The 12,728-nt window shown below is 39.2% G+C and carries 12 protein-coding genes; 8 read left to right on the forward strand and 4 right to left on the reverse strand.

Annotated features, from left to right (window positions below; all coding sequences use genetic code 11):
• Positions 1 to 35 precede the first annotated feature (35 nt).
• Positions 36 to 866, forward strand: a complete 831-nt coding sequence (locus MHH63_RS01555; RefSeq protein WP_036685556.1) for a MetQ/NlpA family ABC transporter substrate-binding protein — start codon at positions 36 to 38, stop codon at positions 864 to 866.
• 88 nt (positions 867 to 954) lie between these two features.
• On the opposite strand, the gene MHH63_RS01560 is transcribed toward MHH63_RS01555, so the two are convergent.
• The 4 genes from MHH63_RS01560 to MHH63_RS01575 all read right to left on the reverse strand — a co-directional run bounded on the left by MHH63_RS01560 (position 955) and on the right by MHH63_RS01575 (position 6,004).
• Positions 955 to 3,489, reverse strand: a complete 2,535-nt coding sequence (locus MHH63_RS01560; protein WP_076281978.1) for an ABC transporter permease — start codon at positions 3,487 to 3,489, stop codon at positions 955 to 957.
• Positions 3,486 to 4,184: an ABC transporter ATP-binding protein gene (locus tag MHH63_RS01565; RefSeq protein ID WP_076184824.1), complete on the reverse strand. Its 699-nt coding sequence runs from the start codon at positions 4,182 to 4,184 to the stop codon at positions 3,486 to 3,488. The genes MHH63_RS01560 and MHH63_RS01565 overlap by 4 nt, the downstream gene beginning before the upstream one ends.
• 102 nt (positions 4,185 to 4,286) lie before the next feature.
• Positions 4,287 to 5,324, reverse strand: a complete 1,038-nt coding sequence (locus MHH63_RS01570; protein ID WP_076280288.1) for a sensor histidine kinase — start codon at positions 5,322 to 5,324, stop codon at positions 4,287 to 4,289.
• Positions 5,321 to 6,004, reverse strand: coding sequence for a response regulator transcription factor (locus MHH63_RS01575; RefSeq protein ID WP_076130304.1), 684 nt, complete (start codon positions 6,002 to 6,004; stop codon positions 5,321 to 5,323). Before MHH63_RS01575 ends, MHH63_RS01570 begins: the two co-directional genes overlap by 4 nt.
• A 343-nt stretch (positions 6,005 to 6,347) precedes the next feature.
• Between MHH63_RS01575 and MHH63_RS01580 the strand changes: the two genes are divergently transcribed.
• The 7 genes from MHH63_RS01580 to MHH63_RS01610 all read left to right on the forward strand — a co-directional run bounded on the left by MHH63_RS01580 (position 6,348) and on the right by MHH63_RS01610 (position 12,655).
• The gene (locus MHH63_RS01580; RefSeq protein WP_076220400.1) at positions 6,348 to 7,592 is read left to right on the forward strand and encodes a radical SAM/SPASM domain-containing protein; all 1,245 of its coding nucleotides are present in this window, start codon (positions 6,348 to 6,350) and stop codon (positions 7,590 to 7,592) included.
• Between the two features lie 39 nt (positions 7,593 to 7,631).
• The gene (locus tag MHH63_RS01585) at positions 7,632 to 8,651 is read left to right on the forward strand and encodes a radical SAM/SPASM domain-containing protein (protein WP_256717528.1); all 1,020 of its coding nucleotides are present in this window, start codon (positions 7,632 to 7,634) and stop codon (positions 8,649 to 8,651) included.
• 61 nt (positions 8,652 to 8,712) lie between these two features.
• Positions 8,713 to 8,886, forward strand: coding sequence for a hypothetical protein (locus MHH63_RS01590; RefSeq protein WP_175620029.1), 174 nt, complete (start codon positions 8,713 to 8,715; stop codon positions 8,884 to 8,886).
• A 42-nt stretch (positions 8,887 to 8,928) separates the two neighbouring features.
• Positions 8,929 to 9,108 (forward strand): hypothetical protein, encoded by a 180-nt coding sequence (locus MHH63_RS01595; RefSeq protein WP_076220402.1) that lies wholly within the window; start codon positions 8,929 to 8,931, stop codon positions 9,106 to 9,108.
• A 128-nt stretch (positions 9,109 to 9,236) separates the two neighbouring features.
• Positions 9,237 to 10,259 carry a S8 family serine peptidase gene (locus tag MHH63_RS01600; protein WP_179087579.1) on the forward strand — a complete coding sequence of 341 codons (1,023 nt, stop codon included), beginning with the start codon at positions 9,237 to 9,239 and terminating at the stop codon, positions 10,257 to 10,259.
• On the forward strand, positions 10,219 to 11,916 hold the full coding sequence (locus MHH63_RS01605) for an ABC transporter ATP-binding protein (RefSeq protein WP_217696564.1): 1,698 nt from the start codon (positions 10,219 to 10,221) through the stop codon (positions 11,914 to 11,916). The genes MHH63_RS01600 and MHH63_RS01605 overlap by 41 nt, the downstream gene beginning before the upstream one ends.
• 73 nt (positions 11,917 to 11,989) lie before the next feature.
• Complete coding sequence (locus MHH63_RS01610; protein WP_076130305.1) at positions 11,990 to 12,655, forward strand: ABC transporter ATP-binding protein; 666 nt, start codon at positions 11,990 to 11,992, stop codon at positions 12,653 to 12,655.
• Positions 12,656 to 12,728: the final 73 nt, after the last annotated feature.

Genomic DNA, 12,728 nt, shown 5'->3' on the forward strand with positions numbered 1-12,728 from the left:
TAGTTCAATATATAAACTGGGGGTTAGTAGTACTAATGAAAAAATCAATGATACTTGTGCTTACATTAATGGTATTGGTCGTAGCGGGTTGTGGCTCTAATAAAGCAGCCGAGAACAATGCTGCAAAAGGTAGTAATGATGAGTTAACCAAATTAAAGATCGCTACACTGATCCCACCTATGACAGAAATTCTGGATATTGTGAAGCCGCTCCTGAAGGAAGATGGCATTGATCTGGAGATCGTTGTTCTCTCTGATAATGTGCAGCCTAATGAGGCGTTGGCTAATAAAGAAGTAGACGCTAACTTTTTCCAGCACGTTCCTTATATGAAGCAATATAATGAAAGCAAAGGTTCTAATCTGGTAGAGGTACAGCCTGTTTATGACGCTATTTATGGCGGATACTCCAAACGTTACAAGACTATAGCTGATCTTCCTGAAGGGGCTACGCTTGTAATGGCTAATGATCCATCTAACATCGGCCGTTCATTGCAAATGTTCGCTGCAGCTGATCTTATTAAGCTAAAAGAAGGCGTAGGCATTCAAGCCACACAAGCAGACATTACTGAAAATCCAAAGAAATTCAAGTTTGAAGAAGTCGATCTCCTAATGCTGGCCCGTATGCTTGATGATGGCGATCTGGTAGCCATGACTCCGGCTTATGCGAGCCCACTAGGATTGACACCGAAGAAAGATGCACTGATTACGGAAGGCGAAGATTCCGAATTCACAATTACTTTGGTGGCACGTGAAGATAACAAGGACTCTGACGCCATTCAAAAGCTGGCTAAACGGATCAGCGGTCCTGAAGTGAAGAAGTTCCTTGAGGATAATTACGCGGATATTGCGTTGCCTGCGTTTAAATAAGCTGAATATGGATCTATAAAAAAGGGCAGCCCGGCGATATTTACCGGGCTGCCCTTTTTGTAATAGGAGTATTTAGGTGTGTCTTACATTACTCGGCTTCTCTCAGCCGTTCCACAATGGATGCTTGGGATAACGTTTTATAGGCTCTCAGTGTCACTGTGTAAGCGAGAATTAACAAAATAGGAACGGTGAGGATAAACGGCAGCCAACTCATCTGAAATACCATAAAGGCCATATTATCCGTGATGCTTTTGGAAAGGTTATAGGTCAGCAATACACCTAATGTTGAGGTTATGAGGACGGTTAGCAAAACGGTGTAGAATCCTTCAAGGATCAGCATACGTTTTAGCTGCTTTTTAGTCATGCCAATACTCTCCAGCATGGCAAGTTCATTCCGGCGGGAGACTACCCCGGTGAGTACAGTGTTGATATAATTCAGCACCCCGATTAGAGCAATGACCAGGCTAAGCCCATACCCGACGGTTTGAAAAATGCGAATGAATCCACCGAGCTCATCCTTGTAATCCTCCCTTGATTTTAAAGTTAATTCATCAGTTGAATCTGTTAAAGCTTTGACCACTTGTTCTACCTGGTCCAGCTTAGTCGGATCGACATGTAGTGTGGCTGAAACGATATTGGCTGGATCTGTACCCTTCGGCATTTCCTTCTGCAGCTCCGAAGCAGGGAGGAAGATGTTGTAACCTAACATAGAGTAAGATTTTGTTGTGGCAGCATATACTGCATCATGTTTTACTACTGCCATCACTTCATAAGATTTACCCGACTTCTCGAAAGTGACTGTATCTCCAGGATGATAATAGGTGCGGTAGCTATCTTCTTCTATAAACATGGCCTCAGATATGACCGCATATTTTCCTGAAGCAAACTTCTGCCTGTTAAACTCCCCTTCAATAATATCCTTGTCCACAAGATCATACCAGCCCGGATCTAATCCATATAAATGATTGTAGACCATCCCCACCTTTTCTAAAGTGGAGAGAAGATAAGGATGTGGGTCAGCAGCTGCCATTGGCTCCAAAATAGCCCGGACAGCATCATCGACAGGAGATGGAACATATCTGTGGTAAACCTTATCAACAGTTTCTACACCGTCAATTTTACTTAGATTGTTGGCGAATTCCTCTGAAAGCTTATATGGATCACCGTCTCGAGGCCCTGTAATACTGACTAGCACTTCATTCTGAACCACAAAATCACCGGAGATAAAGGCACGCAGATATTTATTCACATCCAGTGAGGAAATTACTGTAAAAATGGTACTGAACAAGATGATACTCAAGGAGAGTGAAGAGAGCATCAGGATCAGCTTCTTTTTGCTTCTGAACAGGTTGGAGAACGCCATGTTGTGAAGTTTTGCGCCATGTTTTGATTTTTTGGCATTCCGTTTTCCACCGCTGCTGACTCCGGCAAATTTTACAGCCTCTACCGGCGAGGTTCGCGAAGCCATTCGGCCCGGTTTGCTTGCGGCGATCCATACTGTCATAAACGAGAATGCTGCTGCACCAATAAATATCCACGGGCTAGCAGAATAGACATTATCAGTAGAACCGTTTAAAAATGAGGAGGCCATAGGGAGAATCAGCAGACCTAGCAGATACCCGAACCCCAATCCAAAAGGCAATGCGACGAGATAAAGTGACCGGGCCTGAATGGAGATGATCTTTTTCAGTTGTCGGGGTGTGGTACCGATGGTCTTTAGCAGCCCGTAAAATTTGACATCCCGCACGACGGAAATAAAAAAGATATTGTAGATTAGTAAATAGCCGCTCAGCATGGTGATAAGAATGACAACTGCATAAGGAATGATATTCAGTAGATTATCGGAGAGAGAAACACTTGTATAAGCCGGATTGACACCATAAGGTACATCCAGGCCGGTGTCCGTCAAAATCTTTTGTACCTTCTGTTCAATATTATAAGAATTATTAAACATCACCCCTAGACCTGCGGTGTTCACATAAGAACCCGTTGCTTCAGAGATGTCCGGGTCAATATGGGAAATGTTCTTCTGTGTAAATGCTTCGGATACAAAAGCCAATCCTGACATCGCCAAATTTTGATCGGTTTCGTAATATCCGGAGAGCTTAAAGTCTTGGCTTATGACTTTTTCACCAATGTCTATATCCAGCTTCACAGTCTGGCCTAACTCATGTTTTGCTCCTAGCAAGTCAAGCGCCCAAGTATTTAGGACGATTTCATTCTCTTGGGAGGGCAGTCCGCCGGCTATAAAGTTGATAAAACCGTGTTTGGCATAATTCTCGTCAATTCGAAGGACCTCTACCCGGTGATTCTTGAACAGACTGGTGCTTATATCGCCAACCTTAAGGAAGACGCCATACTCTTTGATGGATGGTTGATTCTTCAGCTTCTCCAACTCGGCAGGATTCAGATATTTGAAGCTTCCATGATAATCGCTGCCGGTAGTCTGCATTTGTGCGCGTTGCATCGATTTGTTAATACTGAGCGCCAAGGTAAACACGCTGGTGATCAAAAGCGTAGTCAGTACGATGGCACAGATGATAGTGAAATTGCGAGCACGGTTGGCTTTGAGGCTTTTTTTGGCTAAAGTAGCAATGGTCTTATGGTTATTCGTGCTGATCATGGCTGGCTCACTCCGGAGCTACGGAGTTGTCCAGTGAAAATGACGCCATCTTCAATACGGATAATACGGTCAGCAGTTTGAGCAATTTGTTCATTGTGTGTGATCATCACAATGGTTTGGTTGAATTTTTCACTCATCTGTTTAAGTAAAATCAGCACTTCTTGGCTTGTTTTGCTGTCCAGATTACCTGTAGGTTCATCTGCTAAGATGATTGAAGGTTTGGTCGCCAATGCTCTGGCTATTGCCACCCGTTGCTGCTGTCCGCCAGACAGATTAGAAGGTAGAGTATTCATCTTTTCCTGCAAGCCTAAAGTGCGGATGATTAGATCAAGATAAGTTTCGTCAATTTTGCCACCGTCCAGTTCAATGGGCAGCACAATATTCTCCCGCACATTTAGTATGGGTACCAAATTGTAGTTCTGAAAAACAAACCCCACCGATCTGCGCCGAAAAATGGTCAGCTTCTCATCACTCATCGCAAAAATATCATTCCCGTCCACGTAAACCTTGCCCTCTGTTGCCCGATCTAATCCACCAAGCATATGAAGAAGGGTGCTTTTGCCGCTGCCGCTAGTGCCGACAATGGCGACAAACTCCCCTTTATCCACTGACAGTGATATACCGTCCAAAGCCTTAACGCTTGCGCCAACCTTTCCATAGTGTTTTTTTAAATTTTCAGTCTGTAGAATCGGCATAACTCTTCCCCTCCAATGAGATCTGTTTGTCCATGATTTAAGGGTAGCAAATCAATCTGACAGGAGAGTGTCTGAATTCTGACCATAATGACACATTCTATTTCAGCGCTGGGGCAGGTAAACAGAGAAGGTTGTACCTTTTCCAGTTTCAGAAATGACGTTGATATGGCCGCCTTGCGCCGTGATAATCTCTCTGGACAAAAACAACCCGATGCCGACCCCCTCGAATTCACGCGCTTGCTTTCCTCGGTAAAACCGCTTAAAGATGTGAGGGATTTCTTCGCTGGGGATTCCAAGTCCAGTATCGGTAAGGTGGAGACAGGTGAACATCTCGTTGCTTTCAGCAAGAACGGAAATTTGTCCGTTATGTGGTGTGTACTTCACAGCATTCTCGAGCAGGTTGAATAGTGCTTCACTTGTCCATTTGACATCGTGGCAGGCTAAGATGTGTATCCCGCAGTCAATATTGATCGTAATTTGTTTGTTTTCCGCTTGTGCATAAATCTGGGATAAAGCCTGCGTCAGAGTTTGTATGAGCGGTTTCGCCTCAATCTGCTGTAGGGAGATCATTCCTGTTTCCAAACGTGATAATTTGATTAGAGACTGGATCAGCCAATCCAACTTATCTGACTGCGCTTTAATATGCTGTATGTAGTGCCGGACATTCTCATTTAGTCCGGGCATCTCTTCGAGCAACTGACTGAATACCATGATATTAGAGAGGGGGGTCTTGGTTTGATGGGAGATATCCGAGATCAGCTCTTTTATTTTGTTTTTCTCTGTTTGAATATTTCGTTCATTCGCCTTAGCCATCCCTATATACCGCTTTAGTTTATGTTCCATCGAAGACAGAGCGGTTTCTTCATAGTTAGTGAGTGGCGGCAGGTCATGTATAGCCCGTTCAATCGCAGTATCCAAGGTCTGTATATAGATTGCGATCTGGCGGTTCCATAACCAGACCCATACGGCTCCTGTAGCTAATATACAGATGATAAATAGAGAAGTCAGTTGGAGCAGAGTGGGGTCGAACCCGTACAGAAACATTATACTGCCGATAAAACAGGCCACTAGTATAAGGATGATCAGTAAAAAGAGCCTATGAATTTGCTTGAAATTAGCAGGTGGGCTATTGGTTTTCATGGTTTTTGCCCTTCAGTCCACATGTATCCAAGTCCGTAAATGGTCTTGATATATTTGGGTGCTGCCGGGTCATCCTCAAGTTTAGCACGCAGCCGTTTGATGGCTACTGTCAATGCGTTTTCATCCACAAATTCGGCATCCTTGCTCCAGATCTTGTCTATCAGCTGTTCTCGGGTCAAAATATTGCCCGTATTCGTCACCAGCAGCCGCAGCAGTTTTTGCTCAGTTTTGCTCAGCTGGAGCGATTGTTTATTTTTGCTGTACTCCAGTTTCTCAAAATCGAGTTCTAAGGGACCCAATGTTATTTTTCCAGTCCCTAGTGATTCCGTTCTTCTGAGCACTGCCATTACTCTGGCGCGAAGCACCATTAGGCTGAATGGTTTAGTGATATAGTCATCGCCCCCCAATGCAAAACCGGTGATAATGTCGGACTCCATATCATTGGCGGTTAGGAAAATAATGGGTACGCGTGAGGTCTTGCGAAGTTGCTCGCAATAGTCCAGCCCACTTCCGTCTGGCAGATTGATGTCCAGAATGATGAGATCAATAGGGTTAACTGCGAAAATATGCTCCGCCGCGGCAATATCGTAGGCTTGATGGATCATGACATTGTTTTGAGAAAGAGTGAGAGCGATCCCTTTATTTAAACTACGGTCGTCCTCAACGATCAGTATGTTCATAGTAATTCTCCTTTGTTTCTTATTTGATCATTATACATTCTCGGGATTTATTCGAAAGCGAGATTTTTATTTAGTAGACAGTTGAAAGTGGACTTTTCTTTATAATCTTTAAAAATGTTTTATTGTATATTAAATGTAATTTTCTAGAACAAATAGTTAGTATAGTCCTCAAAAAAAACATTGTAAACGAATTTTTTTATATAAAATAGTAAATTTTTGGAATAACATGGAATATAGAAGGGGCACCAAAAAATCTCTATTTTAATAATGCAATTAAAATTTACAACGAAACTGAAGAAAAAAATGAATATTTCAAGAGATCTATGTAGAGGAGAGAAGGACTTTGGAACAAAAAGATGTAATAAGCTTTTCCCCCAATACAAAGTTTTTATTTAATAATGATCTAGCTATTGTTTTTAATAGACTTAATCGGAAGTGGGTTAAGATTCCAAGAGTCTGTCAAGAAACTCTGAATGAGTGTGATCAACGCAAATATAGTTTTGGGGAATTAATGGACGCAATGGCGGATGATGAGGATCGTGAGTATATGTCCGAAGTAGTTCAGTCTCTAAGCAGAATAGAAGTGTTTGACTCTCAAACGCCAAAGACAAGACTGCATGATGTCAGCTTTGCTATTTCAAATCGATGTAATCTCCACTGCAAGCATTGTATGGTCAATGTTGATAGCTGTGCTACAAATGAGAAATTTACAACGAAAGAGATAATCTCTGCTCTGGACAAAATAATTGCTGCTAACCCCGAGGCGATAACGATAACAGGTGGAGAAGCGCTGGTTCGAACAGATTTTAAAGAAATCATTACTTACTTAAGAGTTAACTTTGATGGTCATATTTCTCTAATGACTAATGGGACATTAATAAACGAAAATAACGTCAAATATATTATAAATTCGATTAATAGTATAGATATTAGTTTGGATGGAGTGGACGAAGAAACCTGTTCAGTGGTCAGAGGTAAAGGGGTTTTTAAAAGAGCAGTGTCAGCCATTCATTTATTACAAGAAAATGGATTTCATAAAATAACAACTTCTATGATATTAAGCGCTACCAACCAAAATTATGTTGATGAATTTTTTGAGCTTAATAAAAGGTTGGGTTGTAAAGGGATCCTACGAGCGTTAAGTTTTGTTGGACAAGCAGAGCAGAATAAAGAGTTGCTTACAACCACAGTCTCTAAAAAGACCAGTGTGGATATATCGTTGAAAGATAAATGGGAAAAAGAAGATCAGAAATTCTATACATGTTCCTGTGCAGCAGGGTGTAAAACACTCACGATTGAGAGTGATGGCGGAATATATCCATGCAATTTGTTCATAGAACCCGAACATAAACTTGGGGATATCATGGACATAGCATCGTTGGAAGAGTGTTTAGTCTTAAGTGACAAACAGTTTTTAAGTGACAGCTTGCAACAATATGAACCGGAACAAATGGAAAAATGTAAAACTTGTAACGTTAACTACTTCTGTTGGAGTTGTATACACGAGATTGTAGATTTGAAGTCTCCAGATGATTTTGAACAACGTTGTATGGGAATGAAGAGTTTTTTAGAGTCAGTATGGGCGTAAAGATGAATTTATGAGGAGCTGATCCCAATCAATGTAACTATTTTTTTTACAAGAGACTGTAATCTGCAATGTAGTTATTGTTATGAAGGAGAAAAATTTTCAAAAGAAATTACTGGAGAAATAATTAATGAGATACCAGGCTTTTTACTAGAACACATGAGGAAGATAAATGATCAGAAAATAAATATTGTGACACACGGAGGAGAACCCTTGTTGGTTTTTCCAAAAATAAAATCATTTATAAATAAAACCAAAAAAACAATACCAAAAGCAAAGTTTTCGATTACAACCAATGGAACAATTATAAATGATGAAATTTTAGAACTTTTATCTAATGAATACGAAAATGTCTCAATCAGTATTGATGGTACCAAGGAGGCACACGACCAAAATCGAGTTTATAAAAATTACTCCGGTTCATTTGATTTAGTTAAAAAGAATGCATCGCGTTTGCTAGAACGAAGACCAGATGCAGTAGCCAGAATGACTGTGACCAGCTCAAATGTATCACAGCTAAATCAGGGTGTTATTGAGTTAATTCGGTTGGGATTTCAAAATATAATGCCAGTACCGGATGAAAATGATAGGGAATGGGATGAACAATCACTTGAAGTACTTTTGGAACAGTGCAAGCTTATTACATCTTATTTGCACAATAACCAAGAAATAAGCACAACACTTGATGTTGGATTTATAAATGATGCGCCTAACAAAACCAAAAATTCAGTTTGTGATGGTGGAATTGGCTCATTGACTATAGATACAGATGGGAAACTTTATCCTTGTATTATTGCAAACGGGGTAGAAGAGTTTTGTATTGGAAACATTTTTGAAGGAATAGATGAAGAAAAATTAGTAGAAATTCATTCCGAGGATAATCGAGTCATAGCAGAGTGTGATGGTTGTGAACGATATCACTATTGTACAACCACCAGATGCAAAATTATTAATCGGATAAAAACAGGTGATTTTAATAAAGCATCTGGAACAAGGTGTTGTCTAGAGCACATTTTTATTGAATCGGCAATTTATACTGAAGAACTAGTCAAAATTATTTAATTGCGTTAGTAGAATAAATCCCACCCCATTAAAAAATAAATTAGAAAGGAGGACTGAGCGTATGAAGGTCACTAAAATCACAAGAAAAACCACCCTTTCTTCCAATGTAGAAGCTCAAGGATGTAAAGATGACTGCAAAGTTAAAGTATGGGCTGGAAAAAAAGAAGCCGATGGTAGCGCAGCGGGTTGTTGGTCCACTTATCAATATACTCCACGTTGGAATCCACTTGGCTAAGTTTAAATAAAATTTTAAAAAAACGAGAGGAGAAATAATCGAATGTTAAATGTGCAAAAAATTAAAAATCCAATAACAATCAACCAATCTAATGTTCAGGGACAAGGATGTGATGATGATTGTACTGAACATAATAAATTCGTTGGTAAATCTAATGGGAACACAAAGGGTTGTGTAAAATATGACACGATATATACACCTAAAAATAATTGGTTTGCATAATATATAACTTTCTGTAAACTGTGGGATTTATTTTATTATATAAAACCACTGCCGGGTTTCGTTACTTGGAACTCAGTAGTGGTTTAAAAATATTGTTTTAACAGGAGCACATTATGGAGCCCATAGTAGTGATTATTGATTCTGGTATAAGGGCCACGCTCATTGGTGAGCGATTAATAGACTCAATTTCATTTCAAAAAGAAGAGCAGGAAGTGGATCGTTCAGGGCATGGGACTGCATGCGCTATAGTAATCAAGTCTATATGTCCAGACTCAAAATTCATTTCAATCTCTATTTTGGATGCCGAAGGCTTTACTAGTTCACAAATATTAAGAGAAGCACTGGAATATTGCCTTACTATAGACTGCCATATCATAAACTTAAGTCTATCTTTACTGGATGAGGATAACTATGAAATAAAAGAAATATGCGATGAATTGCTAAAACAAAATAAAGTTGTAGTTTCCGCTGTAAGAAATCGATATAAGTTAAGCGAACCAGCCATTTTCGATTCAGTTTTAGGGGTAAGAGGAAGTCTTTTTCCTTCACCAAATGAATTTTGGTTCAATTCACATAAAACAATACAACTAATAACAGATATGACCCCTGTTTTTACTAACCCGGAACTCGGAAAGTATTTTGTGTTCTCAGGCAATAGCAAGGCAACAGCTGTGGGGTCCGGTTTAGTTGCTAGAACAATCATGTTAGAAAATTATGCAGATATAAAAGATATTTATCGAAATTTATCTAATAAATGTATAAAGAGTCAGTGGATAGAACGTGAATTGCAAGCAGCGATATCTTCACATCGTTATAAAAGAAGAAATGCTAAATTTGCAGAAAGCAACGTCGTTTATGCAAAAATCGAACAATTGATTAGACAAGTCTCTACAACTGCGGGTGAGAACATAATAGATGAAACTCTGAAAGCTAATGACAGTCTTTTTGAAATGGGGATTATGGTACCTGAAACTGTCGTCCCGTTAATACAGGCATTGGAAGAGGAATTTAGGGTAAGACTTGATTTGAAAAATATAACCCCTTTTATGCTGGAGACAATCAGTTGTATTAGTGACACACTGAGAGGTGTTAAAAATAAGACAGACAAAAATGATATTACAAATATGGAAATACACAAAGGGATCACGTAAATTTTATTTTCCAATCGGGCTATGTCTTTTATTTAGCACCATAGAATCTCTTCTAACACCGTATCTTATTTCACAAATTATTGATCAATCTATATCCAACAAAGATCTGTCGTCTTTATTGGAGTATATATCTATTATTCTAGTTGTCAGTATTATTGGGTATATTAGCATGATTGTTTCGCAGAATTTAACTGTAAAGCTAGAAAGGGAAATCACCTTAAAAATAAGAGAAGAATGCCTGGATTGTATTTGTAAGCAGTCTGGAGAATTTTATACCTATGCAGATAGTAGCGATTTGCTTACTCTAGTTCTTCAGGATGTCGAGAGTATAGCAGATATTTTAGCGAGACAGTTACTAACAATGGCATATAACTTCATAAAGATCATCGGTGTGTTATTTCTCATCTTCAAATTACAAAATAACATGTCGATCGTCATGATTGGCCTTATTCTGCTGATGATTTTTCTACAAATATCGTCAAACAAAAAAATAGAAAAAGCTACCTTAGATAGTAGGCATTCGATTATAAAGTTGCAAAGTTCCTTGCAGGAATTAATTATGAATTTGATGAATTTTGTCCAAAACGGACTGATAATATTTCAAAATAAAAAGATTAAAAGAAATGAAGATGATTTCACAAGAGCTAAAATCAATACAACTTTAGCAATGGCTAAATATAATTCACTTATGAATTTTATTAGCTCGATTATTACAGTCACAATCGTTGGATGGGGAGGATTTAATGTCATCACACAACTGATGACGATTGGGGATCTTTTTAGTTTTCAGGTATATACTCAAAGATTGATTTCTCCGGTCATGAGTATGTTAAATATTAGTGCTGATCTGGCATCAAGTTATGTATCGTGGGATAGACTGAACACTCTTCTAACTAGAGAATCGACCATTAAAGATAGCGGGAAATTAAGTTGTGAAATTAATGGACAAATACAGTTCTCAGATGTGAGCTTTGGCTACAATCAAACAGAAATATTATCCAAGGCTTCATTCACCGTTAACGAGGGAACCATTCACGCTATCGTTGGGCCAAGCGGAGCAGGAAAAACTACTATTATCCAACTCATATTTCGTCTTTGGGAGCCCCTTGCCGGAACAATAACATTAGATGGGCGAAGGATTTCTGAATATACATTAGATTGTCTAAGAAGACAGATTAGTATTGTCAGTCAGAATATTTTTCTTCTTAACGATACTATCTATAATAATATCGTTTTAAACAAAGAGAGTGTCACTGATCAAGAAGTCGAAAGAGCATTAAAAGGAGCGAACATATACGATCTGGTGCATGGCTTAAAGGATGGATGGCATACAGTTATAGGAGAGAATGGAATCCGTTTATCCGGTGGGGAAAAGCAACGTTTAGCTATCGCGCGAGCCATTTTTAAAGATGCACCTATTATGGTTTTCGATGAAGCTACTTCAATGCTGGATAACAATACAGAGCATGAAATAACAGACCAGATTCTATCACTATTTAAGGGAAAGACAATTATTATCATAGCTCACCGCTTATCTACAATTCGAGGTGCAGATATAATTTCTGTTTTGAAAGAAGGTCAAATTATAGAGAGAGGAACACATCATCAATTAATGCAGGAAGAGGAATTTTACTATCGTTTGTATACCACATCATAAAAGACTGTAGGGCATATGGGGAATAATCACATTTATTATCATCAGATATTCTAAAGAAATAGAGGGGTTGTGCATGAGTATATTAAAAGCTAACGACTTGAGAAAGTATTACGGTAGTGAACCAAACCCTGTCAAAGCGTTGGATGGCATAACAATGAGTGTGGAGCAAGGTGAATTTGTGGCTATCGTTGGGACTTCCGGCAGCGGTAAGTCTACGCTACTGCATATGCTCGGGGGCCTTGATAATCCTACCTCTGGCACCGTAGAAGTGAATGGGAAAGAACTGTCAAAGATGAACAGTGATCAGCTTACGATTTTTAGACGTAAAAATATCGGGTTCATTTTTCAAAATTATAATCTAATGCCGATACTTAATGTCTACGAGAATATCGTTCTGCCGATTGAACTTGATGGAAACAAGGTGGATAAGGAGTATGTGAACATCATTGTAAGGATGTTAGGACTGAAGGAGAAGCTGAATAATTTACCCAACAATTTGTCTGGGGGCCAACAACAGCGTGTAGCAATTGCAAGGGCTTTAGCGATGAAGCCCGCTATTATCCTTGCCGATGAGCCCACTGGAAATTTGGATAGTCAAACAAGTGAAGAGGTAATCAAGCTGCTGGAAATGACTAGTCACCAACTAAATCAAACAATCATTATGATTACACATAACAACGAAATTTCCTTGCGTGCTGATCGGATTCTCCGTATGGAGGATGGGAAAATCGTGGATTAGAGAGGGAAAAAATGTATAGAAATCATTCTTCATCCGTCATCCGAAAATTATTTCAGAGATACTATAAGGCAAA

Origin of the sequence: Paenibacillus sp. FSL H3-0310, from assembly GCF_038002785.1 — a bacterium.
Classification (GTDB): Bacteria; Bacillota; Bacilli; order Paenibacillales; family Paenibacillaceae; genus Paenibacillus_AQ; species Paenibacillus_AQ odorifer.

What these genes read in the sequence shown, in the direction of transcription:
- MHH63_RS01595 (WP_076220402.1), top strand. Translation starts at nt 8,929, where the DNA reads ATGTTAAATGTGCAAAAAATTAAAAATCCAATAACAATCAACCAATCT.
- MHH63_RS01565 (WP_076184824.1), bottom strand. Translation starts at nt 4,184, where the DNA reads ATGCCGATTCTACAGACTGAAAATTTAAAAAAACACTATGGAAAGGTT.
- MHH63_RS01605 (WP_217696564.1), top strand. Translation starts at nt 10,219, where the DNA reads ATGATATTACAAATATGGAAATACACAAAGGGATCACGTAAATTTTAT.
- MHH63_RS01590 (WP_175620029.1), top strand. Translation starts at nt 8,713, where the DNA reads ATGAAGGTCACTAAAATCACAAGAAAAACCACCCTTTCTTCCAATGTA.
- MHH63_RS01555 (WP_036685556.1), top strand. Translation starts at nt 36, where the DNA reads ATGAAAAAATCAATGATACTTGTGCTTACATTAATGGTATTGGTCGTA.
- MHH63_RS01560 (WP_076281978.1), bottom strand. Translation starts at nt 3,489, where the DNA reads ATGATCAGCACGAATAACCATAAGACCATTGCTACTTTAGCCAAAAAA.
- MHH63_RS01575 (WP_076130304.1), bottom strand. Translation starts at nt 6,004, where the DNA reads ATGAACATACTGATCGTTGAGGACGACCGTAGTTTAAATAAAGGGATC.
- MHH63_RS01570 (WP_076280288.1), bottom strand. Translation starts at nt 5,324, where the DNA reads ATGAAAACCAATAGCCCACCTGCTAATTTCAAGCAAATTCATAGGCTC.
- MHH63_RS01610 (WP_076130305.1), top strand. Translation starts at nt 11,990, where the DNA reads ATGAGTATATTAAAAGCTAACGACTTGAGAAAGTATTACGGTAGTGAA.